Annotated in this window: 21 protein-coding genes and 1 tRNA gene; 16 read left to right on the top strand and 6 right to left on the bottom strand. The window is 60.8% G+C overall.

All coding sequences use genetic code 11. The annotated features are described in order from the left end of the window. Positions 1-13 precede the first annotated feature (13 nt). The 5 genes from AC3B5Q_RS03545 to AC3B5Q_RS03525 all read left to right on the top strand — a co-directional run bounded on the left by AC3B5Q_RS03545 (position 14) and on the right by AC3B5Q_RS03525 (position 5,089). Complete coding sequence (locus AC3B5Q_RS03545) at positions 14-1,000, top strand: NAD(P)/FAD-dependent oxidoreductase (RefSeq protein ID WP_021783495.1); 987 nt, start codon at positions 14-16, stop codon at positions 998-1,000. A 103-nt stretch (positions 1,001-1,103) separates the two neighbouring features. Further along, complete coding sequence (locus AC3B5Q_RS03540; RefSeq protein WP_274118921.1) at positions 1,104-2,072, top strand: YbgA family protein; 969 nt, start codon at positions 1,104-1,106, stop codon at positions 2,070-2,072. Next, the gene (locus AC3B5Q_RS03535; RefSeq protein ID WP_274118920.1) at positions 2,062-2,961 is read left to right on the top strand and encodes a MerR family transcriptional regulator; all 900 of its coding nucleotides are present in this window, start codon (positions 2,062-2,064) and stop codon (positions 2,959-2,961) included. Before AC3B5Q_RS03540 ends, AC3B5Q_RS03535 begins: the two co-directional genes overlap by 11 nt. Next, complete coding sequence (gene phrB / locus AC3B5Q_RS03530) at positions 2,952-4,394, top strand: deoxyribodipyrimidine photo-lyase (RefSeq protein WP_028698059.1); 1,443 nt, start codon at positions 2,952-2,954, stop codon at positions 4,392-4,394. The genes AC3B5Q_RS03535 and phrB overlap by 10 nt, the downstream gene beginning before the upstream one ends. Further along, on the top strand, positions 4,391-5,089 hold the full coding sequence (locus AC3B5Q_RS03525; RefSeq protein WP_028698058.1) for an SDR family oxidoreductase: 699 nt from the start codon (positions 4,391-4,393) through the stop codon (positions 5,087-5,089). The genes phrB and AC3B5Q_RS03525 overlap by 4 nt, the downstream gene beginning before the upstream one ends. A 63-nt stretch (positions 5,090-5,152) precedes the next feature. Here the strand turns inward: AC3B5Q_RS03525 and AC3B5Q_RS03520 are convergent, their stop codons facing one another. The 6 genes from AC3B5Q_RS03520 to hemA all read right to left on the bottom strand — a co-directional run bounded on the left by AC3B5Q_RS03520 (position 5,153) and on the right by hemA (position 10,503). Further along, entirely contained in the window at positions 5,153-5,671 is a 519-nt protein-coding gene (locus tag AC3B5Q_RS03520; RefSeq protein WP_028698057.1) for an acyloxyacyl hydrolase, read from the bottom strand. Positions 5,672-5,777: 106 nt separating this feature from the next. Beyond that, complete coding sequence (murI, locus tag AC3B5Q_RS03515) at positions 5,778-6,575, bottom strand: glutamate racemase (RefSeq protein ID WP_028698056.1); 798 nt, start codon at positions 6,573-6,575, stop codon at positions 5,778-5,780. Then, complete coding sequence (locus tag AC3B5Q_RS03510; protein ID WP_028698055.1) at positions 6,568-7,323, bottom strand: molybdopterin-synthase adenylyltransferase MoeB; 756 nt, start codon at positions 7,321-7,323, stop codon at positions 6,568-6,570. Before AC3B5Q_RS03510 ends, murI begins: the two co-directional genes overlap by 8 nt. Next, positions 7,317-8,147, bottom strand: a complete 831-nt coding sequence (gene prmC, locus AC3B5Q_RS03505; RefSeq protein WP_021783503.1) for a peptide chain release factor N(5)-glutamine methyltransferase — start codon at positions 8,145-8,147, stop codon at positions 7,317-7,319. Before prmC ends, AC3B5Q_RS03510 begins: the two co-directional genes overlap by 7 nt. Next, a complete protein-coding gene (gene prfA, locus AC3B5Q_RS03500) occupies positions 8,147-9,229 on the bottom strand; it encodes a peptide chain release factor 1 (RefSeq protein ID WP_003247392.1) in 1,083 nt (360 codons plus the stop codon). Before prfA ends, prmC begins: the two co-directional genes overlap by 1 nt. Next, positions 9,226-10,503, bottom strand: coding sequence for a glutamyl-tRNA reductase (gene hemA / locus AC3B5Q_RS03495; RefSeq protein ID WP_003247394.1), 1,278 nt, complete (start codon positions 10,501-10,503; stop codon positions 9,226-9,228). Before hemA ends, prfA begins: the two co-directional genes overlap by 4 nt. Positions 10,504-12,330: 1,827 nt before the next feature. On the opposite strand from hemA, the gene AC3B5Q_RS03490 reads away from it, so the two are divergent. The 11 genes from AC3B5Q_RS03490 (at position 12,331) to AC3B5Q_RS03440 (ending at position 23,696) form a co-directional block, all read left to right on the top strand. Then, positions 12,331-12,819: an Hcp family type VI secretion system effector gene (locus AC3B5Q_RS03490; protein ID WP_021784766.1), complete on the top strand. Its 489-nt coding sequence runs from the start codon at positions 12,331-12,333 to the stop codon at positions 12,817-12,819. A 9-nt stretch (positions 12,820-12,828) separates the two neighbouring features. Beyond that, positions 12,829-13,806 carry a hypothetical protein gene (locus tag AC3B5Q_RS03485; protein ID WP_275966825.1) on the top strand — a complete coding sequence of 326 codons (978 nt, stop codon included), beginning with the start codon at positions 12,829-12,831 and terminating at the stop codon, positions 13,804-13,806. 1,208 nt (positions 13,807-15,014) lie between these two features. After that, positions 15,015-16,736, top strand: a complete 1,722-nt coding sequence (locus AC3B5Q_RS03480) for a tetratricopeptide repeat protein (RefSeq protein ID WP_103443481.1) — start codon at positions 15,015-15,017, stop codon at positions 16,734-16,736. Positions 16,737-16,740: 4 nt separating this feature from the next. Next, a complete protein-coding gene (lolB, locus tag AC3B5Q_RS03475; protein ID WP_103443480.1) occupies positions 16,741-17,358 on the top strand; it encodes a lipoprotein insertase outer membrane protein LolB in 618 nt (205 codons plus the stop codon). Between the two features lie 4 nt (positions 17,359-17,362). Next, the gene (ispE, locus tag AC3B5Q_RS03470; protein ID WP_028698053.1) at positions 17,363-18,223 is read left to right on the top strand and encodes a 4-(cytidine 5'-diphospho)-2-C-methyl-D-erythritol kinase; all 861 of its coding nucleotides are present in this window, start codon (positions 17,363-17,365) and stop codon (positions 18,221-18,223) included. A gap of 20 nt (positions 18,224-18,243) precedes the next feature. Next, a tRNA-Gln gene (locus tag AC3B5Q_RS03465) sits at positions 18,244-18,318 on the top strand. A gap of 48 nt (positions 18,319-18,366) precedes the next feature. Next, a complete protein-coding gene (locus AC3B5Q_RS03460; RefSeq protein WP_003247410.1) occupies positions 18,367-19,308 on the top strand; it encodes a ribose-phosphate pyrophosphokinase in 942 nt (313 codons plus the stop codon). A 118-nt stretch (positions 19,309-19,426) separates the two neighbouring features. Next, positions 19,427-20,020 carry a 50S ribosomal protein L25/general stress protein Ctc gene (locus AC3B5Q_RS03455; protein WP_275966827.1) on the top strand — a complete coding sequence of 198 codons (594 nt, stop codon included), beginning with the start codon at positions 19,427-19,429 and terminating at the stop codon, positions 20,018-20,020. A gap of 79 nt (positions 20,021-20,099) precedes the next feature. Beyond that, a complete protein-coding gene (gene pth, locus AC3B5Q_RS03450; RefSeq protein ID WP_012270476.1) occupies positions 20,100-20,684 on the top strand; it encodes an aminoacyl-tRNA hydrolase in 585 nt (194 codons plus the stop codon). 24 nt (positions 20,685-20,708) lie between these two features. Beyond that, the gene (gene ychF, locus AC3B5Q_RS03445) at positions 20,709-21,809 is read left to right on the top strand and encodes a redox-regulated ATPase YchF (RefSeq protein ID WP_021784760.1); all 1,101 of its coding nucleotides are present in this window, start codon (positions 20,709-20,711) and stop codon (positions 21,807-21,809) included. Between the two features lie 174 nt (positions 21,810-21,983). After that, positions 21,984-23,696 (top strand): SulP family inorganic anion transporter, encoded by a 1,713-nt coding sequence (locus AC3B5Q_RS03440; protein ID WP_021784759.1) that lies wholly within the window; start codon positions 21,984-21,986, stop codon positions 23,694-23,696. Positions 23,697-23,711 lie beyond the last annotated feature (15 nt).

Raw genomic sequence — 23,711 nt, 5'->3', positions numbered from 1 at the left:
TGAAGAGGCCATCATGACAGTACCTATCGCCATCATCGGGGCCGGCATCGCCGGCTTGTCAGCCGCCCAGGCCTTGCAGAAGGCCGGGCAATCCGTGCACTTGTTCGACAAAGGCCACGGCAGTGGCGGGCGCATGGCCAGCAAGCGCAGCGAGGCCGGCGCGCTCGACCTCGGAGCCCAATACTTCACGGCCCGTGACCGCCGCTTTGTCGATCAGGTGCAGCAATGGGTGGCCGCTGGCTGGGCCGAGCAGTGGAAGCCTCAGCTGTACAACTACCTTGATGGCGAACTCACCCCCTCCCCCGACGAGCAGACGCGCTGGGTAGGCGTGCCACGCATGAGCGCCATCACCCGAGGCTTGCTCAAGGACGTCACCGTCAACTTCGGCTGCCGCATCGCGGAAGTGTTTCGCGGCAAGCAGTACTGGCACCTGCAGGATACCGAAGGTTGCAGCCACGGCCCCTACAGCCGTGTAGTGATCGCCGTCCCGGCACCGCAGGCCACGCCACTTCTGGCCGCCACACCGAAGCTGGCTGCCGTGGCCGCTGGCGTGCAAATGGAACCTACCTGGGCCGTCGCCCTTGCCTTCGAGGCACCGCTGGATACGCCAATGCAAGGCTGCTTCGTGCAGGACAGCCCGCTGGGCTGGCTGGCCCGCAATCGCAGCAAGCCCGGCCGCGATGAGCACCTGGACACATGGGTACTACACGCCACGTCAGACTGGAGCCGGCAGCACATCGACCTGCCCAAGGAAGAAGTCATCGAACAGCTGTGGGGCGAATTCGCCGAGCTGGTCGGCTGCGTGGTACCGCCGCCCACCTTCGCCCTCGCCCACCGCTGGCTCTATGCCCGCCCCAGCAGCAACCATGAGTGGGGGGCACTGGCGGATGCTGACCAAGGCTTGTACGCCTGTGGGGACTGGTGCCTGTCCGGCCGCGTCGAGGGCGCCTGGCTCAGTGGCCAGGAAGCAGCTCGGCGCTTGCTCGAACACCTTGAGTGATGCAGAACTATACAAAAATACTAGTTTGCATAACTTCAGCGCTGTGCTGAAATAAACCTGTACAAGATTTGCGTCACGTACAGGTTTATTTTCGGAGGCAGCCATGCACGACCCTTCCGTACACAGCAAGCCACGCATCGCCATCAGCGCCTGCCTGACCGGGCACAGCGTGCGCTACAACGGCGGCCACAAGGCTTCCGACCTGTGCCGTAAACAGCTGGAACATCACTTCGACTGGCTACCCGTGTGTCCGGAAGTGGCAATCGGCCTGGGTATTCCCCGTGACCCGATTCGCCTGGTCGGCAACCCCGAACAGCCCGAAGTGGTCGGCACCCGCGACCGCGGCAAGGACCTGACCGACCCGCTGCGCACCTATGGTGAGCAGATGGCCAACGAACTTGACGACATCTGCGGCTACATCTTCATGCAGAAGTCTCCTTCTTGCGGCCTGGAACGGGTAAAGGTCTATCAGGACAATGGCCACCCGGCCGTGCATGGCGGCCGTGGTGTCTATGCCCAGGCTTTCTGCGCGCTGCGCCCGGACCTGCCAGTAGAGGAAGAAGGTCGGCTGCATGACCCCGTGCTGCGCGAAAACTTCATAAGCCGCGTTTACGCCTACGCCGACTGGCAGCGCCTGTTGGCCGAAGGCCTGAACCGTGGTGCTCTGGTGCGCTTTCATTCGCGCTACAAGTATTTGCTGATGGCCAACAACCCCCAGGCCTATCGCACCCTCGGCCGCCTGCTTGGCAGCATGAGCAAGGATGACGAACCACAGAGCATCGGCCCGCGCTATTTCAGCCAGCTGATGCAGGCCCTGCGCCGCTGTGCCAGCCGCGGCACCCACAGCAACGTGCTGCAGCACCTGAGCGGTTACTTCAAGGATGCCCTGACGCAGCAGGACAAGGCTGAGTTGCAGGCAGTCATCGGCCAATACCAACAAGGCGTAGTACCACTGGTAGTGCCACTGACCCTGCTCAAACACCATTTGCGCAAGCACCCAGACCCCTACTTGCAGCAGCAAGCCTACCTGCAACCGCACCCCGAGAGCCTGGGCTTGCGCAATGCGGTCTGAGGACTTGCTGCCCATCGGCGAACTGGCCCGTCGCACCGGCGTCAACCCCGTCACCCTGCGCGCCTGGGAGCGCCGTTATGGGTTGCTCAAGCCACAGCGCACCGCCAAGGGGCATCGCCTGTATCCACTTGAGCAGGTCGAACGCGTCGAGGCCGTCCTGGCCTGGCTGCAGCGTGGCGCGTCGGTCGGCCAAGTCCGCGAGTTGCTCGACAAACCTACCAGCACTCCACCAAAGGGTGACTGGCAAGCCAGGCAATTCCAGCTGATCGAGGCCATCGCCAGCCTGTCACAGCGCGCCCTCGACCAGCAACTTAACCAGGCCATGGCGCTGTACCCGGCGGTCACCCTGTGCGAGCAATTGCTGCTGCCGCTACTCGACATGCTCGACCTGCGCTGGCGCAATTACTTCAACGCTCGGCTGGAGCAGGTGTTTTTCCACAGCTGGCTACGCAGCAAGCTCGGTGCCCGCGTGTATCACGACAACCAGCTGCTGCAAGGCCCTGCCGTATTGCTGGCCGAAGACAGCGAACGCACCTTCAGTCCAGGCTTATGGTTGTGCGCCTGGCTGCTCACCAGCAACGGCTTCCCGGCCGAGGTACTCGAGCAGCCTGTCGCAGGCCCGCAATTGCTAAGCGCCGTCAACGTTCTGAAACCACGCGCCTTACTCCTGCACCTGGGGCCACGCATCGACGACAAGGCGTTGCTGCGCACCCTGCAAGGCTTGCCGGTCCCCAAGCTACTGGGCGGTACCACGCTGGCGCTGCATGAAGCCCGCTTGAAGGCTTTTGAGCTTCCCGATCTTTTCCTGTTCGATACCCCGCAGGCGGCATTGCGCGTGCTTCAAGCCCACGATCGACAGCCTGTAGAGAAAACTCCCCCATGCACCTGACCTGGCTGCGCAGCGACCTGCGCATCGATGACAACACTGCACTCAGCGCCTCCACAGAGCGCGGCCCGACCATCGCCCTGTGGCTTGTCAGCCCCGGGCAATGGCAAGCCCATGACGATGCCGACTGCAAAGTCGACTTCTGGCTGCGTAACCTGAATGACCTGCGCCAATCACTGGAAAAGCTGAACATACCCCTGCTGATCCGCACAATCGAAACCTGGGACCAGGCGCCACAGGCGGTGCTCGATGTCTGCCGCCAGCATCAGGTGCAAAGCGTGCACTGGAACGAGGAGTACGGCATCAATGAGCAGCGCCGGGATGATGCCACCCGGGCACTGCTGGAAAAGTCGGCCATCCAGGCACACAGCTACCTCGACCAGCTGTTCTTCCGTCCGGGTACCGTGCTTACCCGCAGTGGCGATTACTTCCAGGTCTTCAGCCAGTTCAAGAAAACCTGCCTGGAACATTTGCACCGCAGCCTGCCGGCCTTGGCCCGGCGAGTGAAGCGCCAGGCACCGTTGAACATCGGCAGCGATCCGGTCCCGCTACACGTAGAGGGATTCGGAACAACCACGCACACAGTGCGCGACCACTGGCCAGCAGGTGAGGCTGAGGCACAGTCCCGCCTGTCACGCTTCCTCGACGAAACCATCGACGACTACCAGCACTTGCGTGATTTGCCTGCCAAGCCCGGTACCAGCCAGCTTTCACCCTACCTGGCCGCCGGCGTGATCTCGCCCCGCCAATGCTTGCACGGTGCACTGGCCTGCAACCGGGGCGAGTTCGACAGTGGCAGCACGGGCGTGCAGACCTGGGTCAACGAGCTACTGTGGCGCGAGTTCTACAAGCACATCCTGAGCGGTTATCCACAGGTCTCCCGCCACCGCGCCTTCCGTGCCCAGACCGAAGCCCTGCCGTGGCGTGACGCCCCGGCAGACCTGGAGGCGTGGGAGCAGGGCCGCACCGGTTTCCCGATCATCGATGCCGCCATGCGCCAACTGCTGCACACCGGGTGGATGCACAACCGCTTGCGCATGGTCGTGGCCATGTTCCTCAGCAAGAACCTGCTGATTGACTGGCGCAAGGGCGAGCGGCACTTCATGCGCCACCTGATTGACGGCGACCTGGCCGCCAACAACGGGGGCTGGCAGTGGAGTGCGTCCACCGGCACCGATGCGGTGCCCTATTTCCGTATCTTCAACCCGATTTCGCAGTCGCAGCGCTTCGATCCTCAGGGGCATTTCATTCGCCACTGGGTACCAGAACTACAAGCGCTCGACGAAAAAGCCATCCATCACCCCATTAAATCGACGGACCTTTTCGGTAATACTGCTTACCTAAGTCCAATCGTAGATCTCAGCAGCAGTCGCCAGCGGGCCCTGGAAGCGTTCAAAGGGCTGCCACGCCGGCAGAATCAGGGGATAACGTCTTGAATAACTCACGCAGTTTCTGGGTTACGGGCGCAAGCAACGGACTTGGCTTGGCTTTGGTGAAGAGGATGCTCGAGGAAGGGCATCGCGTTGCCGCCAGCGGCAAGGATGGCGCTGCACTGGATGCTTTGGGGGCACGCTACGGCCGCCAATTGTTGCGTTTGCCGTGGCAGTTGCATGAAGAACAACAAATCACCCATGCATGCCAACAGATTTGCCATGCCTGGTGTTCGCTGGACGGTCTGATCATCAACACCGGCACCAGCGATTACCTGTCAGCCGATGTCAATGACGCTGAGCTGATCGAAACAATCGTCACTACCAACCAGCTTGCCGCAGAGCATTGCCTGGGCAAAGCGCTGCCGTTGCTGGCAAAGGGGCAGTCACCGCAGGTGATGGCGCTTTTCAACCGTTATTCGGCGTTGCAGCTGTTTGCACCGACACAGGTGACTGCGGGCTGGAACAACTTGCCGCAGTGGATGCGTGAGCAGCGCAAGGCCCTTGAGGAGCAAGGGGTAGCACTGACCATTGTAGGACCACAATCGCTGAAGGTAACGGTGACGTCGGCACAGGCGATACCGGAGGCGTGGACGCCCGACAGTGCCGCAGAGGAGTTATTGCGGCGGTGGCCTCAGCGAGAACCGGAACTGGTCCTGGAGACGCTGAACGTCAGTAGCCTGTGGCCACTGACGCGCTAACACCTGAATTCAGTACTACCCCCTTCGCGGGCATTGCCCGCGAAGGGGGGAATGCAGGTGAACTCAGAGCGCCATTCGGTAATGCAAGCTATAGCTTTCTACACCATCATTGGGCTCTTTGATGCCGGCGTTCGAGTAGTGAATCGCCCGCACCCCAATCTCATGCCCGCCGGCAAAGCGCAAACCAAAGCCGATGCGATCCTCGAACTGGAAAGCCGAACCCAGCTCGTTGCTTTCCAACTCGGTGCTGGAGAACGCCGCCACCCCGATCCCCGCTTCGATGTAAGGCTTCACCGACTCCCCGGCAAACTCATAGACGAACACTGGCGCGAAGGACAGGCTGTGATTGCTCGCGGTCTCGTCGCCATCCCAGTAGGTGTAGGCGCCATCCCAATAGCCGGTCAGCCGACCAACGCTGGTCTGCCACCAGCTCGCATCCCAGTTCGATTGCAGCCCTAGCCGGTAGACCATGGTCGAATCGCCGGTCTGCCCCACCGAAAACGAAACATCGGCAGCTTGTACCGACATCGATTGTCCCATAACAAAGGCAGCAGCCGCTGCCAAGCCGAGCAGTTTCCTCATGAGAAACATCCTTCTTCCTGATGCTGTTGTTAGTGTCCGCCTCATCTCAGGCAAAGCGGTAGAAAGCAGAAGTGGAACGATAGTTCAGCTGGTTTTCACGTTTTTTTCACAACGCAAAGCTTTGCACATCGCCGGACTTATGCCACAGCACAGGTAGGATTTTTCTTAGGATTTCTGGATCAGCGCTTGTCCAGAAGCGTGCAGCGCCAGCCGGGCCTTCGGCCAGCAGATCATTGGCACCCAACAGCCGTCGCAACTGACGCGCCACGGCCGCGCCGGTGTCGATGATGGCCACGTCCTCCGGCACCATGCTGGCCAGCAATGGGCGAAGGAAAGGGTAATGGGTGCAGCCGAGGATCAGCGTATCGCAACCTGCTGCCAGCAGCGGCTGCACGTAACCTTGCAGCATCTGGCGCAACGCCGGGCTTGCAAGGTCACCGGTTTCGATCAGCTCGACCAGCCCTGGGCAAGGCTGGGTGATAACCCGTACGTCATTGGCGAAGCGGTCGAGCAAGGCTGCGAACTTGGCACTCTGCAGGGTACCGGTAGTGGCCAGCACACCGACCACGCCCGAGCGGGTGGCGGCTGCAGCAGGCTTCACGGCCGGCTCCATGCCCACCAACGGCCAGGTCGGATACAACTCTCGCAGGTCGGCCACTGCCGCCACCGTGGCGGTGTTGCAGGCCAACACCATGGCCTTTGCGCCTTGCTCATGGAAGAACCCGGCAATGTGCCGGCAGCGCTCGCGGATATAGTCCGGCGACTTCTCACCGTAGGGTATATGCCCGCAATCGGCCACATACAGCAACGTCTCGTTGGGCAGCAGGCGCTGGATCTCGGCGAGCACCGACAAACCGCCAACCCCCGAGTCCATGACGCCTACCGGCGCCGAGCGCTCAGCCATCGCGCTTGCCACAGACCGTGCACGCCGGGTCGCGCTTGACACGAAGCTCGCGGATACGGGTACCTAGGGCATCAATCAACAGCAAGCGGCCAACCAACGGTTCACCGAAGCCCGCCAGCAGCTTCATCGCCTCCAGCGCCTGCAGGCTACCCACCAGCCCCACCAGCGGGCCAATGACGCCTGCTTCGCTGCAAGTCAGTTCAGCTTCGCTACCGTGTCCGTAAAGGCAGTGGTAGCACGGGCTGTAGTCGCGCCGCGGGTCGAACACCGACAGTTGACCTTCCAGACGGATTGCCGCACCGCTGACCAATGGCTTGCTGGCGGCGACACAGGCAGCGTTGACCGCTTCGCGGGTAGAGAAATTGTCGGAGCAGTCCAGCACCAGGTCGACCGCCGCCACCGCAGCCGCCAGCGAGTCCTCGTCCAGTGCCTGGCGGTGAGCAACCAGGCTGACTTCCGGGTTGATAGCCTGCAAACGCTGCAAGGCCGAGTCGACCTTGCTCATGCCGACGCTGGCACTGTCGTGGATTACCTGGCGTTGCAGGTTGGTCAGGTCGACGGTGTCGAAGTCGGCCAGGTGCAGCTCACCTACTCCGGCCGCGGCCAGATAAAGGGCAACTGGCGAGCCCAGGCCACCCAGCCCGACAATCAGCGCTTTGCTCTGCTTGAGCCGCAGCTGGCCATCAATGTCGATCTGAGCCAGCAGCACCTGGCGGCTGTAACGTAGCAGTTCCTGATCACTCAGCATGGCAGTCGCCCCAGGGTAATACGTTCATGGCCGCCCAAGTCCGTGCGGCTGGCCACCTCGATAAAGCCATGTTCAGCCAGCAGAGCGCGTACCGCTGCCGCCTGATCGTAGCCATGTTCCAGCAGTAGCCAGCCACCAGGCAACAGGTGCGCTGGGGCCTGGGTAGCGATCACACGAAGGTCGTCCAGGCCATCGGCACCGGCCACCAGTGCACTGCTGGGTTCGAAGCGCACGTCTCCGGTCGCCAGGTGCGGATCTTCAGCAGCGATGTAGGGCGGGTTGCTGACGATGAGATCGAAACGCTCGCCGGCCAGGCTGTCGAACCAGTGGCTTAGCCGTACCCGAGCGTTGGCCAGACCCAACCGCTGACGGTTGCGCTCGGCGAGGGCAGCAGCCTCCTCCACACGGTCAACCGCTGTCACCTGCCAGGCCGGGCGCTCGCTGGCCAGCGCCAGGGCGATGGCACCCGTTCCCGTACCCAGGTCAAGAACCTTGGCTGGCGAAGCGGGTTGCAGCTCAAGGGCCGTCTCGACCAGTAGCTCGGTATCCGGCCGCGGGATCAGGGTATGCGGCGCAACCTCCAGGTCGATCTTCCAGAAGCCCTGCAGCCCAAGGATATAGGCCACTGGCTCGCCGCCACGGCGGCGCTGCAGGTAGCTGGCATAGGTCTCGGCATCTTCGCTGCTGACGATACGCTCAGGCCAGGTGTGCAGGTAGCTGCGCGACTTACCGATGGCCGCAGCCAGCAGCAACTCGGCATCCAGGCGCTCAGTGGGCGATTCGGGCAACTGCGCGTTGCGCAACAGGCTGGCGATGACAGTCATCAGTCCCCCAAGGCGGCCAGTTGATCGGCCTGGTATTCGGCCAGCAGCGGTTCGATCACCGCGTCTACGCCACCGCTGAGGATGTCGTCCAGCGAATACAAGGTCAGGTTGATGCGGTGATCGGTCACCCGGCCCTGTGGGTAATTGTAGGTGCGGATGCGCTCGGAGCGGTCACCGGAGCCCACCAGCAACTTGCGCTCACTGGCAATGGCGTTCTGCGCGGCGCTGGTCTGCATGTCGTTCAGCTTGGCCGACAGCCAGGACATGGCACGGGCGCGGTTCTTGTGCTGCGAGCGCTCCTCCTGGCATTCGACCACGATACCGGTGGGCAAGTGGGTGATGCGGATCGCCGAGTCGGTCTTGTTGACGTGCTGGCCGCCGGCACCGGAGGCACGGTAGGTATCCACGCGCAGGTCGGCCGGGTTGATTTCGATGGCAGCCTGCTCGTCCGGCTCGGGTAGCACCGCCACCGTGCACGCGGAAGTGTGGACACGGCCTTGGGACTCGGTCTCGGGCACACGCTGAACCCGGTGTGCACCGGACTCGAACTTGAGCTTGCCGTAGACGTTCTCGCCCTCGACGCGGGCAATGATTTCCTTGTAGCCGCCGTGCTCGCCTTCGTTCTCGGACAAGATCTCCAGGCGCCAGCCGCGCTTTTCGGCGTAGCGCGAGTACATGCGGAACAGGTCACCAGAGAAAATGGCTGCCTCGTCGCCCCCCGTACCGGCGCGGATTTCGAGAAACACGTTGCGGCCGTCGTTGGGGTCTTTGGGCAGCAGCATGCGCTGCAGCTGCGCCTCCAGCGTCAGCAGTTGCTCCTTGGCTTCACGCACCTCTTCCACGGCCATTTCACGCAGGTCCGGGTCACTGTCCTTGAGCAGCGCCTGGGCGCCTTCGAGGTCGTCCTGGACTTTACGCCACTCTTTATAGGCAGCGTAAACCGGCTCGACCTCGGCATACTCACGGGAGTAGGCGCGAAAACGCGTCTGGTCGGAAATAACCTCGGCGTCACCGAGCAGGGCGGTGAGTTCTTCAAAACGGTCCTGGAGGATTTCCAGTTTGTTCAGCAGCGACGCTTTCATTGCGGGGATTTGTCCGTGGAGCCCTCGTTGAGGGCAAAGAGTTCCTGGGCCATGGCCAGCGCATCGAGGCGGCCCTCGGCCGAGAGCTTTTTCAACTGCACGCTGGGCGCATGCAGGAGTTTGTTGGTCAGGCCCCGGGCCAGTTGGGCCAGCACGTCTTCGGGGTTGCCGCCATTGGCCAGCAGGCGCAAGGCCTTTTGCAGTTCTTCGTCGCGAAGGCGCTCACTTTGCTGGCGATAGGCCCTGAGCACGTCCACCGCAGCCAGTTCGCGCAGGCGCAGCATGAAGTCTTCGGCGCCCACGGATACCAGCTCTTCGGCCGCCTGGGCCGCGCCCTGGCGGCTCTTGAGGTTTTCCGCCACTACATCGTGCAGGTCGTCGACGGTGTACAGGTAGACGTCGTCCAGCTCGCCGACTTCGGTTTCGATATCGCGAGGGACAGCGATGTCGACCATGAAGATCGGCTTGTGTCGGCGCTGTTTCAGTGCGCTCTCGACCGCGCCCTTGCCCAGGATCGGCAACTGACTGGCGGTGGAGCTGATCACGATGTCGCTGTTGGCCAGTTCCTGTGGGATGTCTGCCAGCAGCACGGCATGCGCACCGAACTGCTCAGCCAGGATGCTGGCGCGTTCCAGAGTACGGTTGGCCACCACGATACGGCGTACGCCCTGCTCGTGCAGGTGGCGGGCGACCAGCGTGATGGTTTCGCCGGCACCGATCAGCAGGGCCTGGCTACGGCCCAGGTCGGCAAAAATCTGCTTGGCCAGGCTGACTGCGGCGAACGCTACCGAAACCGGGTTTTCACCGATGGCGGTGTCGGTACGCACCTGCTTGGCGGCGCTGAAGGTGGCCTGGAACAGGCGCCCGAGCAACGGCCCGACGGTACCGGCTTCGCGGGCCACGGCGTAGGCGGACTTCATCTGGCCCAGGATCTGAGGCTCGCCGAGAACCAGCGAGTCCAGGCCCGAGGCCACGCGCATCATATGCTTCACGGCCTCGTGCTCTTCATGCACGTAGGCGCTGGCGCGCAGCTCGTCGAGGCTGAGGCGGTGATAGTCGGCCAGCCACTGCAGCACGGCGTCGGCGGACAGGTGGTCCTGCTCTATATAGAGCTCACTGCGGTTGCAGGTCGACAGGATCGCCGCCTCGCGGCTGGACGTCAGTCGGCAGAGCTGCTGCAGGGCGTCTACCAGCTGCTCTGGGGTAAACGCCACGCGCTCGCGTACGTCTACCGAGGCAGTCTTATGGTTGATACCAAGTGCAAGAAAGGCCATGCAAGGTCGCTGGTTGTGACGGGAAGCCGATAATTGTCCTCTTTCGCAGGTTTTAGAACAACCACCGTTCGCTATTGTGCTGATAGCGCTGCGGCTATCGCCGCTCGCGGGCCAGCATCAGCGTTGATTTCAGGTTTCACTCCCGCTTTTGATCTTCGCGACTTCAGGAGGCCGGAGAGAGGGGACCCCGGAGCGCAGCGCAGGGGCCGGATGATGGGAGCGCAGCGTTTTTTGGTGGGCTTGCCCCGTGACAACGGACGCCAAGAAGCTGGCTACAGAGCTAACTGCCTTAAGCCTTTTGCGAAAAGGTGAGTCAGCGTCGCCATCGCAAATGACGGTTCGCCTAGTCAAAACAGACCACTTTGCTTCTTGCTTCTTGCTTCTTGGATGTGAGCATCCACATCAAGTAGGTATTCATTCGCGAAGGTGGCGCGTAGTCACCTTTCCGCCCTTCCGGCGGGTTACTTTGGTCGTGGCCAAAGTAACCAAAACCGTCGGCTCCCATCATCCGGCCCCTACGCTGCGCTCCGGGGTCCCCTCGCTCCGGCCTTGCTCCCGGGAGGACCGCGCTGCAGGCCCCATCCTGGGGCCCAGCGCTTGACGGGCATCCATGCCCGTCACCTCCCTCCGCAAGCCCTACGCTCGGCCTCCTGAAGTCGCAATCTGCGTCGCCTGAACTGCCGCGCGCTCAGAAGCAAAAGCCAAGAGCAAGAGCAACGGCGTTCTTACAGGTATACCAGGCCGAGGGCAGACTTGCCGGCGATATCCTTATCCAGATGACCGGGCAGAATCTCACCGAATGCATCGGCGGTGCCGGCCGATCACAGAGCTCGCTTTTCGCTTTTGATCTGGCTTCTAAGCGCGCGGTAGTCCAAGCAACGCAGATTGCGACTTCAGGAGGCCGAGTGGAGGCCTTGCGGAGGGAGATGACGGGCATGGATGCCCGTCAAGCGCTGAGGCCCCATGGATGGGGCCTGCAGCGCGTGCTCCCGGGAGCAAGGCCGGAGCGAGGGGACCCCGGAGCGCAGCGTAGGGGCCGGATGATGGGAGCCAACGGTTTTTGGTTCCTTTTTGCCACGACAAAAAGGGACCCGCCGTAAGGGCGGAAAGGTGAATTGGCGTCGCCATCGCAAACGGACTGTACGCCAGATCAAAACCGCCGCTTAAGCTTTTGGGCTTTGGGCTTTGGGCTTTGGGCTTTGGGCTTTTGGGTTGTGCTTTCACATCGAGTAGACATTCATTCACGATATAGGCACCAAGTCACCTTTCCGCCCTTCCGGCGGGTTACTTTGGTCGTGGCCAAAGTAACCAAAACCGTCGGCTCCCATCATCCGGCCCCTACGCTGCGCTCCGGGGTCCCCTCGCTCCAGGCTTGCTCCCGGGAGGACCGCGCTGCAGGCCCCATCCTGGGGCCCAGCGCTTGACGGGCATCCATGCCCGTCACCTCCCTCCGCAATCCCTGCGCTCGGCCTCCTGAAGTCGCAATCTGCGTCGCCTGAACTATCGCGCGCTTAGAAGCAAAAGCAAGAGCAAAGTGGAAAAACCGTAATGCATGGTTCGTTCAAGAAAGACACGCTCGATAGCCTGCTGGTCGCGAAATTGGCCGGCCAGTTTCAATATCGCCCAGGCCAACTAAGCCGACCAAAGCGAGAAAACTCCTAAATATTTCCAGAGGACTTATCCACAAGCTTGTAGTCCATTTCCCAAATATATGCCCAGCTGTTGCCCTCCCCCCTTTCCGCGCCTAGCCTTGCCAATCACTGACGGGGCAAGTCCCGTCGTCACATCAATATTCCGTACCCACATCCTTGCCAAGGAGCGGTAAACATGGCTTTTGACGCGTATTTGCAAATCAGCGATATCCCAGGCGAAGCCTTGGACGAAAAGTACAGCAAGTGGATTGAAGTGACCGGTTATGACTTCGGTGTAAGCCAAAGCACCTCCGCCACCGCAAGCTCCGCCGGCGGCGCCAGCTCTGGCCGCACCGCAGCCAGCAACTTCACCTTCACCAAGTTTCTCGACAGCGCCAGTTGCAAACTGATGGAGGCCAGTTGTGCAGGCCAGCATTTCAAGGAAGTGAAACTCGCGCTGTGCCGCGCGGGCGGTGACAAGCTCAAGTATTACGAAATCATTCTCGAAGAAGTGATCATCGCCGACTACACCCAGAGCGCCGCCGATGGCGTGCCGATCGAGGTTGTTCAGCTCGACTACGGCCGAATCAAGACCACCTATACCCAGCAAAAACGCACCGACGGCTCCGGCGGCGGCAACATTGCTGGCGGGTGGGACCGGATCGGTAACAAGAAATACGCGTGAGGGGTCGCCATGTCTGAAGCCCGTGCGTTCATCAACCCCAGGATGCAAAACTACCACACGCTCAAGGCCGGTCTCGCGCTGACCGGGCACTCGGCCAACAAGTTTGACATCCTCAATTCGCACATTTTCAACAGCGTGGTCAGAGGCGGCGAACTGGTGATCGTCGGTGACTGGTCCACGCCTTCCTGCACCAGTCAGGAGGCGTATCTGATGTCGAAAGCTGCCGTGACCCATATGGGGCTGATGCGCAGCGGGCAAGGTGCCGATGAGTTTTTTCTGGAGAATTTCGAACTGTTGAAGAGCTTGCTCGCCCACGCGTCAATGGGTGCAGGCGTGGTTAGCGATGGCTGGAGCAAGCATCTGAAAGCAATTGAGGGCACATTGCTGGAAATCGAGAAATTGCACAGGGAGCATCTGGGCTCAGGGACGCTCAATGCCCGCGACCAGTTTTATGCCAAGCGTGCGGCACTGTTCTCGAAACTTGACGAACAGTTGGGCAAGCTGGCGGGGTTCGGCGCTGGATTGCGCAACAAGGGATCGATCAAGAGGACACTGGCCATTTCTACGAAAAGCTATTTGCACATGGGTGAAATTGCGGGGTATGCGGAAAAGGTCGCCGGGGTAGGCAAGTCTGCCAACCTGATCAAAAAAGGCACCTATATAGGTATTGCACTGGAGGTCGCCGCGACGGGTATTGAGATCCATAAAGCCTGTACCACTGGCCGCGATAATGAGTGTAGAAGAGCTAAATACGTCCATGGATCTTCCTTGACAGGCAGTGTCGCCGGGGGAGGGATAGCAGCAAGCTACGGTGGTACTATTGCCACTAGTATTTGTCTCGCTCTGGGCGTGCCAACAGCCGGTACAGGCGCACTCCTATGCGCTGTTATTGGTGGGGCTGCGGGAGCCACGGGAGGAAGCATGCTTGGCGGTGCTTTAGGGGAGGCGCTCGGCGAAGTATTATATGAAAAGGTAGGCAACCAATGAGTACTGCTGTGGGCATTGTTGCATTTATAATTTTGGCCGCCATGACCGTCACGCTTTGCGCATCGCTCTACATATCAATCTATCATCTTGGCAGGATCGAATCACTACTACCGAATAGCGCATTCGTGAGCGGAAATAAAAAAACCTTTTCACAAGCAGGCCTTATTGGCAAGGTAATGCGCACACTCTCAATATCAATACTACTAACAGCACCCAAGATATATGCGCGAAAAGGTTTAGTTGACCTTGATGAGGTCACGAGTTTCCCTATACGCATGAAGCGCACCCTGATCGTCTTAGGGGCTATGCACCCAACACTTATCGGAGCACTTATTCTATTTCGCATTTGGTTGCATACCCTGGACCCAAGCCGCAGTTGGTAGCGTGAGGATATCGAATGCCTAGGAAGTCAGGAAGGTTGCAGAAGTTCTAAAATAGTCGAGAGTGTTCATTGGCAGGTAGCGTGGGAGGAGGCCTAGTTGGTGCTAGTGGGCGTGGCGGCTTGCGGTGTGGTTCTGGGAATCGCATCGGGAGGGCCTGGGGCAATCGATTGTGGTGTAGCGGTTGGAGCTTTTTGGGGGATGCTAGGCGGGAAGCTCGGAAGCGATGGAGGAGAGCTGATGGGAAATGTACTCTACGAGCAGGTGGTGAAGTAAGCACCACTCATGAAATTTTAGGAGTGGTGTTCGCCATTCTTATCACCGCAATCTTCGTATCCATGTCGATAACCCTATATTTACCCCATCGCCTGACTGAACACATTGAATCAATGCGACCCAATTGCAAGTTAATCAGCGAGAACAGAAAAACAATACTGAACTTGGCTTTACCGGGAAAGCTCTTCGATTCGGAACAATATCTTTAATGCCAACTTTCCCGAAAGCCTATGCACGCAAAGGCTTAATAGACATCAAAGAAGCAAACCAATTACCAAGCCACACGAAGAAATTACTCAGCAGACTCGTCATTGTGTGCATAGCGCTTTTTCTCGCACTGTTACTCTTTAGGGCATTCCTATATGTTGCCGATCATTAACCCTTTGAAAGCAGCGCCAAACCTCAAGCACAAGCCCCAGCGAACCTCTCCCCCACCCCGCTGTCCCACTCTGCACCACCCAGCCTGTAAACCACGACCTTCGCAGGTGGGTTTGCCTCCGCGCTTGTGTCATCATGCTCCGACCGCCGGTGAGTCCTCCTATAAGCCTTTCTATGAACAAACCATACGCATTGCTGCTTGCCTTCGCCCTGCTACAGGGCTGCCAAAGCCTGGCCCCGCAAAAGGCCGAGCCTCCCGTCGCCGAAGCTGGCAAGGGCGAGGCGGAAAAGCCCGTGGTGTATGGTTCGTTCAAGCAGGACACACTCTATAGCCTGTTGGTGGCAGAGCTGGCCGGCCAGCGCAACCGTTTCGACATCGCCCTGGCCAACTACACCGATCAGGCGGCAAAAACCCAGGATCCTGGGGTTTCCGAGCGTGCCTACCGCATTGCCGAGTACCTCGGCGCCGACGAGCCGTCACTGGAGAACGCGCTGGTCTGGGCGCGCAACGACCCGCAGAACCTCGACGCACAGCGCGCCGCCGCCATCCAGCTGGCCCGCGCCGGTCGCTATGACGAGTCCATGACCTACATGGAAAAGGTACTGCAGGGCAAGGGCGACACCCACTTCGACTTCCTCGCCCTGTCTGCAGCCGAAACCGACCAGAGCACCCGCGACGGCCTGCTACATAGTTTCGAACGCTTGCTGGTGAAATACCCCGACAACGGCCAGCTGATATTCGGCAAGGCCTTGTTGCTGAACCAGGACGGCAAGACAGAAGAAGCCCTGGAACTGCTCGAGTCGCACCCAGCACAAAACGGCGAGGTCGCTCCGATCCTGCTGCGTGCCCGGCTGCTGCAGGCCCTGGACCGTGGTCCGGAAGCCCTGCCACTGCTGCGTGGGGCAATTCGCGACAACCCGGACGACAAACGCCTGCGCCTGACCTACGCTCGCACCCTGGTCGAACAGGACCGTATCGCCGAAGCCAAAGGCGAATTCATCAGCCTGGTCCAGCAATACCCCGATGATGACGAACTGCGCTACTCGCTGGCGCTGGTGTGCCTTGAGAACAAAGACTGGGATGAAGCCGAAGGCTACTTGCAGGAGTTGGTCGAGCGAGACAGCAACGTCGACGCTGCGCACCTGAACCTGGGCCGCATCCAAGAGGAGCGCCACGACCCTGCTGGCGCTCTGCGTGAATACGCCCTGGTCGGCCCAGGCCCAGACTACCTGCCGGCACAGCTGCGCCAGGCCGACATCCTGATCGCCAACGGCCGCAGCAGTGATGCCTCGCGCCTCCTCGCCGAAGCACGCGAAGCCCAGCCAGACTACGCCATCCAGCTATTCCTGATCGAATCGGAAAGCTATAGCAACAACAACAAGGACGCCCAGGCCAACCAGGTGCTGCAGCAAGCCATCCAGCGCTACCCGGACGACCTCAACCTGCTTTACACCCGCGCCATGCTGGCCGAGAAGCGCAACGATCTGACGCAGATGGAAAAAGACCTGCGCGCCATCATCGCCCGCGAGCCAGAAAACGCCATGGCCCTGAACGCCCTGGGCTACACCCTGGCCGACCGTACCACCCGCTATGCCGAAGCCAAGGCGCTGATCGACAAGGCCCACCAACTGACCCCCGATGACCCGGCAGTGCTCGACAGCCTGGGTTGGGTCAACTATCGCCTGGGCAACCTCGACGTAGCTGAAACCTACCTGCGCCAGGCCTTTGCCAACTTCCCCGACCACGAAGTGGCCGCCCACCTGGGCGAAGTGCTGTGGGCCAACGGCAAGCGCCGCGAAGCTCGTCATGTATGGGCCAAGGGCTTCGAAGCCCAGGCCGACAGCCCTATCCTGCGCAAGACCCTTTTACGCCTGACCGGATCCGAGACTCTTTAACGCCATGTTCCTGCGCCATTGCATCACCTTTACCTTGATCGCCCTGCTGGCCGGCTGTGCCGGCTTCGGTAGCCGAGAGGCCCTGCAGGGCCACGGCGACCCGCAACAGTGGCGCGTCCATAAAGAGCAACTGAGCAACCTTGATGGCTGGCAGATCAGCGGCAAGGTCGGCATCCGTGCCCCGCGCGACTCTGGCAGCGGCACGCTGTTCTGGCTGCAACGCCAGGACTACTATGATATTCGCCTGGCCGGCCCACTGGGCCGTGGCGCCGCACGCCTGACCGGCCGCCCGGGTGGCGTCGTGCTGGAGGTGGCCAACCAGGGCCGCTACGAAGCTGCCAGCCCTGAAGCGCTGCTGGAAGAGCAACTGGGCTGGCAACTGCCGGTGTCGCACCTTGTCTGGTGGGTTCGCGGCCTGCCCGCTCCCGACAGCAAGAGCAAGCTGACCCTGGACGGCGACAGCCGCCTGGCCAGCCTGGACCAGGATGGCTGGCAGGTGCAGTACCTGAGCTACACCGAACAGAACGGCTACTGGTTGCCCGAGCGCCTGAAGCTGCACGGCAAGGACCTGGACGTAACCCTGGTGGTCAAGGACTGGCAGCCACGCCAGCTGGGGCACTGATCCCATGCACAAGCTCACCCTGCCCGCCCCGGCCAAGCTCAACCTGTGGCTGCACATCATCGGCCGCCGCGCGGACGGTTACCACGAGCTGGAAACGGTGTTCCAGTTTCTCGACCACGGCGACGAACTGAGCTTCGCCCTGCGTGACGATGGCGTGATCCACTTGCACACCGAGATCGAGGCAGTCCCCCACGACAGCAACCTGATCGTGCGGGCCGCGCGTATGTTGCAGGCACAATCGGGCACCACCCTCGGCGCCGACATCTGGCTGACCAAGGTGCTGCCCATGGGTGGTGGCATCGGCGGCGGCAGCTCGGACGCCGCGACCACCCTGCTGGCGCTCGCCCACCTGTGGCAACTGGACTGGGACGAAGACCGCCTGGCCGCACTGGGTCTGCGCCTGGGCGCCGATGTGCCGGTGTTCGTACGCGGCCATGCGGCGTTCGCGCAAGGTGTAGGGGAGCAACTGACTCCGGTCGACCCGATCGAACCTTGGTATGTCGTGCTGGTGCCGCAAGTGTCTGTCAGCACAGTAGAAATTTTTTCACATCCGCAGTTGACACGTGATTCACTCCCCCTTAAGATGCGCCCCGTTCCCGAGGGAAACAGTCGAAATGACTGCCAACCGGTGGTAGAGCAGAATTACCCTGAAGTTCGCAATGCGTTGAATTTACTGGGAAAGTTCACTGAGGCTCGACTAACCGGCACTGGAAGTTGTGTGTTTGGGGCCTTCCCAAGCAAAGCCGAAGCTGATAAAGTTCTGGCCCTTCTTTCAGCGACCCAAACAGGGTTTGTGGCGAAAGGAAGCAATATTTCGATGTTGCATCGCAAGCTGCAAAGTCTGGTCAAGAAGTCGAGCGCATGAGCGTTCGCAGCAACAGATACAGGGGCGTCGCCAAGCGGTAAGGCAGCAGGTTTTGATCCTGCCATGCGTTGGTTCGAATCCAGCCGCCCCTGCCATTTTCCTTATACTCATCCAGGTATACCCTCAGCCTTCAGGTACTGCGCGTGTCCAAGATGATGGTCTTTACGGGGAACGCTAACCCCGATCTGGCTCGGCGTGTCGTACGTCAGCTGCATATCCCTCTCGGTGACGTCTCTGTCGGTAAATTCTCCGACGGCGAGATCAGTACTGAGATCAATGAAAATGTTCGCGGTAAAGACGTTTTCATTATTCAGCCGACCTGCGCTCCGACCAACGATAACCTGATGGAACTGGTAGTGATGGCCGACGCCTTCCGCCGCTCCTCAGCATCCCGAATCACCGCCGTGATTCCCTACTTCGGATATGCCCGCCAGGACCGCCGTCCGCGTTCGGCACGTGTAGCCATCAGCGCCAAAGTTGTTGCTGACATGCTCACTGTCGTAGGTATCGACCGTGTACTCACCGTCGACCTGCACGCTGACCAGATCCAAGGCTTCTTCGATATTCCCGTCGACAACATCTACGGCTCGCCCGTACTGGTTGACGACATCGAAGACCAGCGTTTCGAGAACCTGATGATCGTCTCCCCGGACATCGGTGGTGTCGTGCGCGCACGCGCTGTCGCCAAGTCCCTGGGCGTCGATCTGGGTATCATCGACAAACGCCGCGAAAAGGCTAACCACTCCGAGGTTATGCACATCATCGGCGACGTCGAAGGGCGCACCTGCATCCTGGTAGACGACATGGTCGACACCGCCGGCACCCTGTGCCACGCGGCCAAAGCCCTGAAAGAGCACGGCGCTGCCAAGGTTTACGCCTACTGCACGCACCCTGTTTTGTCGGGCCGCGCGATCGAGAACATCGAGAAGTCGGTACTGGACGAGCTGGTGGTGACCAACACCGTTCCGCTGTCCGCCGCTGCTCAAGCCTGTGACCGTATCCGTCAGCTGGATATCGCACCGGTTGTCGCTGAAGCGGTACGCCGCATCAGCAACGAAGAATCGATCAGCGCGATGTTCCGCTAAGCGGGACACGTGTTGATATGAAGCGCCCCGCCCCAACCTGTGTTGGGGCGGGGCTTTTTTGCCATCCCCGTTGGCGCTGGTCGCAAACGCCCTCGGGGGGCTATTTTGGAGAAACAAAATGACTGATTTTATTCTGAACGCCCAAGCGCGTACTGACCTGGGGAAAGGTGCGAGCCGCCGCCTGCGTCACTCGCTGAGCATCCCAGCCGTTGTCTACGGTGGTGGTAAAGAAGCTCAATCCCTGACCATCCTGGCCAAGGAAATCACCAAGCTGTTCGAAAACGAAGCTGCCTTCAGCCACGTTATCGAGCTGAACGTTGACGGTGTTAAGCAGAACGTCATCATCAAGGCCATGCAGCGCCACCCAGCCAAGCAGTTCATCATGCACGCTGACTTCGTCCGCGTCGTTGCTGGCCAGAAACTGACCGCCAAGGTTCCGGTTCACTTCATCAACGAAGAAGCCCCGGCCAAGAAAGGCGGCGAGATCTCCCACGTTGAGTCCGAGATCGAAGTTTCCTGCGAAGCCAAAGACCTGCCTGAGTTCATCGAAGTTGACCTGGCCAACGCCGAAGTCGGCACCATCATCCACCTTTCGGACCTGAAAGCTCCGAAAGGCGTAGAGTTCGTCGCTCTGGCCCACGGTGATGACAAAGCTGTTGCCAACGTTCACGCTCCACGCGTTGCTCCAGAAGCAGAAGGCGCTGCCGAGTAATCCACTCGCACGCCGGCGTTGATCGGGTTACAGTGCCGCGCGCACTGTAACCCACCAACTCCAAGGAAGAGCCCCTGACGTGACCGCCATCCAGTTGATCGTCGGCCTGGGTAACCCCGGCCCCGAATACGAACAGACCCGGCATAACGCAGGGGCTCTTTTCGTTGAACGCATTGCCAGCGCCCAGCGTGTTTCGCTGACCGCTGACAAAAAGTATTTCGGCCTGACGGCTAAATTCAGCCATCAGGGCAACGACGTTCGTTTGTTGATTCCCACCACCTACATGAACCGCAGCGGCCAGTCCGTAGCGGCCTTGGCCAATTTCTTCCGCATCAAGCCGGAAGCGATACTGGTGGCACACGACGAACTCGATCTGCCCCCGGGCGTTGCCAAGCTCAAGCGCGGCGGCGGCCATGGTGGGCACAACGGCCTGCGCGACATCATCGCGCAGCTCGGCAACCAGAACGACTTCCACCGCCTGCGGCTTGGCATCGGCCACCCGGGTGACGCCAAACTGGTATCCAACTTCGTCCTGGGCCGCGCGCCGCGCGCCGAGCAGGAGAAGCTCGACGCCAGCATCGATTTTGCCCTCGGCGTGCTGCCGGACGTGCTCGCCGGCGATTTCGCCAAGGCGATGCGCGAGCTGCACAGCCAGAAGGCCTGATTTCCTTTAGAGAGGGGAATACCCATGGGTTTCAATTGCGGCATCGTCGGCCTGCCCAACGTCGGCAAGTCCACCCTGTTCAACGCCCTGACCAAGTCTGGCATCGCGGCGGAGAATTTCCCTTTCTGCACCATCGAGCCAAACAGCGGCATCGTACCTATGCCCGACGCTCGCCTGGCTGCGCTGGCTGAGATCGTCAAGCCAAACCGCATCCTGCCGACCACCATGGAATTCGTCGACATCGCCGGCCTGGTTGCCGGTGCCTCGAAGGGCGAAGGCCTGGGCAACAAGTTCCTCGCCAACATCCGCGAGACCGACGCCATTGCCCACGTGGTGCGCTGCTTCGAAGACGAGAACGTGATCCACGTTTCCAACAGCGTCGACCCCAAGCGTGACATCGAGATCATCGACCTCGAACTGATCTTCGCCGACCTCGACAGCTGCGAAAAGCAACTGCAGAAGGTAGCCCGCAACGCCAAGGGCGGCGACAAGGAAGCCTTGGCGCAGAAGGCCATTCTGGAAAAGCTGATCCCGCACTTTACCGAAGGCAAGCCAGCGCGCAGCCTGATGAAGCACATGGCTGACGATGAAAAAGCCGTCATCCGTGGCTTCCACCTGCTGACCAGCAAGCCGGTGATGTACATCGCCAACGTGGCCGAAGACGGCTTCGACAACAACCCGCACCTGGACGTGGTCAAGGCCATTGCCGAGGAAGAAGGCGCGGTAGTGGTGCCGGTGTGCAACAAGATCGAAGCAGAAATCGCCGAGCTGGAAGACGGTGAAGAGAAGGACATGTTCCTGGAGGCCCTGGGCCTGGAAGAGCCTGGCCTGAACCGCGTGATCCGCGCCGGTTACGAACTGCTGAACCTGCAGACCTACTTCACTGCCGGCGTGCAGGAAGTACGTGCCTGGACCGTACGCGTCGGTGCCACTGCCCCGCAGGCAGCCGGCGTTATCCACACCGACTTCGAAAAAGGCTTCATCCGCGCTGAAGTGGTGGCCTATGACGACTTCATCCAGTTCAAGGGTGAAGCCGGTGCCAAGGAAGCCGGTAAGTGGCGTCTGGAAGGCAAGGATTACATCGTCAAAGACGGCGACGTGATGCACTTCCGCTTCAACGTCTAAGCGGTAACCTGCAGCACACACAAACCCCTTGAGGCTTGCGCTTCAAGGGGTTTTGTTTTGCCCGGACATGCGCCCTGTGCAGGGGCGGCCTTGTGTCGCAACGGGCCACAAAGCGGGCCCCGCCCCCAGCATCTAAGCTGAGGTTCAGCGCCCTTCTCGCCCAGAGCCGACACCATGCCCCACCCCACTCGTTTCGACTGGCAACGCTGGTTACCCGGCCTGGTCACCCTGCTCCACTACAAGGCAGCCTGGCTACCCAAGGACATCGCCGCCGGCCTGGTACTCACCACCATGCTGGTACCTGTGGGCATCGCCTACGCCGAGGCTTCCGGCGTCCCCGGCATCTATGGTCTGTACGCCACCATCATCCCCCTGCTGGCCTATGCCCTGTTCGGTCCCAGCCGCATCCTGGTGCTGGGCCCGGACTCGGCGCTGGCCGCGCCTATCCTGGCTGTGGTGGTGCAGTACGCCGCCAGCGACCCGCAGCGGGCGATCGCCATCGCCAGCATGATGGCACTGGTCGCCGGGGCGTTCTGTGTGATTGCCGGGCTGTTTCGCCTGGGCTTTATCACCGAGTTGCTGTCCAAGCCCATCCGCTATGGATACATGAACGGCATCGCCCTGACCGTATTGATCAGCCAGTTGCCCAAGCTGTTCGGCATCAAAGTCGACAGCGAAGGGCCCTTGCGCGACCTTTGGTACCTGGGCCAGGCGCTTTTCGCCGGCCAAGGGCACTGGCCAAGCTTCATCGTGGGTGCCGGTAGCCTGGGGCTGATTCTGCTGCTCAAACCGTTCAAGCGCCTGCCAGGCATCCTGATCGCCGTGGTACTGGCGACGCTGGCAGTGAGCCTGTTCAACCTTGATCAGATGGGCGTCAAGGTACTCGGGCAATTGCCCCAGGGCCTGCCCGGCTTCGTCTTCCCTTGGGTAAGTGACATTGATCTGGTCGAGGTGCTACTGGGCGGGATTGCCGTGGCGCTGGTTTCGTTCGCCGACACCAGTGTGCTGTCGCGCTCCTATGCCGCGCGCCTCAAGATGCGGGTAAACCCCAACCAGGAAATGTTCGGCCTGGGCGTGGCCAACCTGGCCTCCGGGCTGTTCCAGGGCATCCCGATCAGCAGCAGTTCATCGCGCACTCCAGTGGCCGAAGCTGCCGGCTCGCAGACCCAACTCACCGGCATCATCGGCGCCCTGGCGGTGACCCTGTTGCTGCTGGTAGCGCCCAATCTGATGCAGCACCTGCCCAACAGCGCTTTGGCTGCGGTGGTGATTGCCGCTGCACTGGGGTTGTTCGAATTTGCCGACCTCAAGCGTATCTTCCGCATGCAGCAGTGGGAGTTCTGGCTGTCGTTCACCTGCTTTGTCGGCGTAGCGGTGTTTGGCGCCATTCCCGGTATTGGCATTGCTGTAGCGGTGTCGGTGATCGAGTTCCTGTGGGATGGCTGGCGGCCGCACTACGCGGTGCTCGGCCGGGCCGATGGGCTGCGCGGATACCATGACATACAGCGTTATCCACAAGCCCGGCGTATTCCAGGGCTGGTGCTGCTGCGCTGGGACGCGCCGTTGTTCTTTGCCAACGCCGAGCAGTTCCAGAACACAGTGATGGCGGCGGTGGACGCGTCGCCAACGCCTGTGCAGCGGGTGGTGATTGCCGCTGAGCCCGTGACCAGCATCGATATCACTTCGGCGGACATGCTGGCCGAGCTGGACCGGGCACTGGAAGCGCGAGGGGTGGAGCTGCAGTTTGCCGAAATGAAGGACCCGGTGAAGGACAAGATGCGGCAGTTCGAGTTGTTCGAGCCTATAGGGGAGAAAGCCTTTCATCCGACGGTAGGCGCAGCGGTGGATGCCTATCTGGAAGAGAGTGGGGTTGATTGGCAACCCTGAATTCCCTGGGAGCCG

This window comes from Pseudomonas sp. D5(2026) (assembly GCF_057766845.1).
The sequence above is the reverse complement of the archived record's forward strand: the minus strand, read 5'-3'. Positions and strand labels throughout refer to the sequence as shown.

Excerpts from the sequence above, each read along its gene's own strand:
- AC3B5Q_RS03520 (WP_028698057.1), bottom strand. The coding sequence starts at position 5,671 with ATGAGGAAACTGCTCGGCTTGGCAGCGGCTGCTGCCTTTGTTATGGGA.
- lolB (WP_103443480.1), top strand. The coding sequence starts at position 16,741 with ATGTTCCTGCGCCATTGCATCACCTTTACCTTGATCGCCCTGCTGGCC.
- AC3B5Q_RS03535 (WP_274118920.1), top strand. The coding sequence starts at position 2,062 with ATGCGGTCTGAGGACTTGCTGCCCATCGGCGAACTGGCCCGTCGCACC.
- hemA (WP_003247394.1), bottom strand. The coding sequence starts at position 10,503 with ATGGCCTTTCTTGCACTTGGTATCAACCATAAGACTGCCTCGGTAGAC.
- AC3B5Q_RS03455 (WP_275966827.1), top strand. The coding sequence starts at position 19,427 with ATGACTGATTTTATTCTGAACGCCCAAGCGCGTACTGACCTGGGGAAA.
- prfA (WP_003247392.1), bottom strand. The coding sequence starts at position 9,229 with ATGAAAGCGTCGCTGCTGAACAAACTGGAAATCCTCCAGGACCGTTTT.
- AC3B5Q_RS03490 (WP_021784766.1), top strand. The coding sequence starts at position 12,331 with ATGGCTTTTGACGCGTATTTGCAAATCAGCGATATCCCAGGCGAAGCC.
- ychF (WP_021784760.1), top strand. The coding sequence starts at position 20,709 with ATGGGTTTCAATTGCGGCATCGTCGGCCTGCCCAACGTCGGCAAGTCC.
- phrB (WP_028698059.1), top strand. The coding sequence starts at position 2,952 with ATGCACCTGACCTGGCTGCGCAGCGACCTGCGCATCGATGACAACACT.
- AC3B5Q_RS03545 (WP_021783495.1), top strand. The coding sequence starts at position 14 with ATGACAGTACCTATCGCCATCATCGGGGCCGGCATCGCCGGCTTGTCA.
- AC3B5Q_RS03485 (WP_275966825.1), top strand. The coding sequence starts at position 12,829 with ATGTCTGAAGCCCGTGCGTTCATCAACCCCAGGATGCAAAACTACCAC.
- prmC (WP_021783503.1), bottom strand. The coding sequence starts at position 8,147 with ATGACTGTCATCGCCAGCCTGTTGCGCAACGCGCAGTTGCCCGAATCG.
- murI (WP_028698056.1), bottom strand. The coding sequence starts at position 6,575 with ATGGCTGAGCGCTCGGCGCCGGTAGGCGTCATGGACTCGGGGGTTGGC.
- ispE (WP_028698053.1), top strand. The coding sequence starts at position 17,363 with ATGCACAAGCTCACCCTGCCCGCCCCGGCCAAGCTCAACCTGTGGCTG.
- AC3B5Q_RS03510 (WP_028698055.1), bottom strand. The coding sequence starts at position 7,323 with ATGCTGAGTGATCAGGAACTGCTACGTTACAGCCGCCAGGTGCTGCTG.
- AC3B5Q_RS03440 (WP_021784759.1), top strand. The coding sequence starts at position 21,984 with ATGCCCCACCCCACTCGTTTCGACTGGCAACGCTGGTTACCCGGCCTG.
- AC3B5Q_RS03540 (WP_274118921.1), top strand. The coding sequence starts at position 1,104 with ATGCACGACCCTTCCGTACACAGCAAGCCACGCATCGCCATCAGCGCC.
- AC3B5Q_RS03480 (WP_103443481.1), top strand. The coding sequence starts at position 15,015 with ATGAACAAACCATACGCATTGCTGCTTGCCTTCGCCCTGCTACAGGGC.